This window comes from Bradyrhizobium sp. 132, assembly GCF_023074185.1.
Lineage (GTDB): Bacteria > Pseudomonadota > Alphaproteobacteria > Rhizobiales > Xanthobacteraceae > Bradyrhizobium.
In genome coordinates, this window is the sequence record NZ_JADPKY010000117.1 from 1 (window position 1) to 535 (window position 535).

The 535-nt window shown below is 57.8% G+C and carries 1 pseudogene; it reads left to right on the forward strand.

The features are described 5' to 3' along the window. Positions 1 to 67 precede the first annotated feature (67 nt). Positions 68 to 535 (forward strand): annotated as a pseudogene (locus IVA74_RS25010) (hypothetical protein); the annotation flags it as partial.

Genomic DNA, 535 nt, shown 5'->3' on the forward strand with positions numbered 1-535 from the left:
AAACCTCTCGTTTCCGCCGGCATGCAGGTTTGCATTTGAAAAATGGGACGTTTAACGGGAGGTGTTCATGGCCAAGCGCATTCCAATTATTCCTGGTAGCCTCATTGACCATCAGGTGGGTACCGATGACGTTTTGATTGGCCTCGCGAACGCAACCAACTTTCTTGTTGGCGATGCTGGTCAGGATATTCGCGATCACGCCACCGGCGGCAACGACACCTTTACCGGTGGTGTGAACTCCATCGACAACTTCGTTGGGGACGCGGGTCGGGATATGCTCGATCATGCCGTTGGCGGCAACGATCGCTTCACGGATCTCGCCTTCACTGACAGCACCTTCTATGGGGACGCTGGCGGAAACATGTCCGGCTACGCGCGCGGCGGCGATGACACTGGTGAGGCCGCTCCTGCCCTTGGCGCAGTTGCACCGCATATCTCACTTTCTACGGCGATGCCGGAGGCAACATGTCCGGCCACGCCGAAGGCGGCAACGACAGTTTCGAAGCATTCAGAGGCTCCCCCGCCATTAAACCGC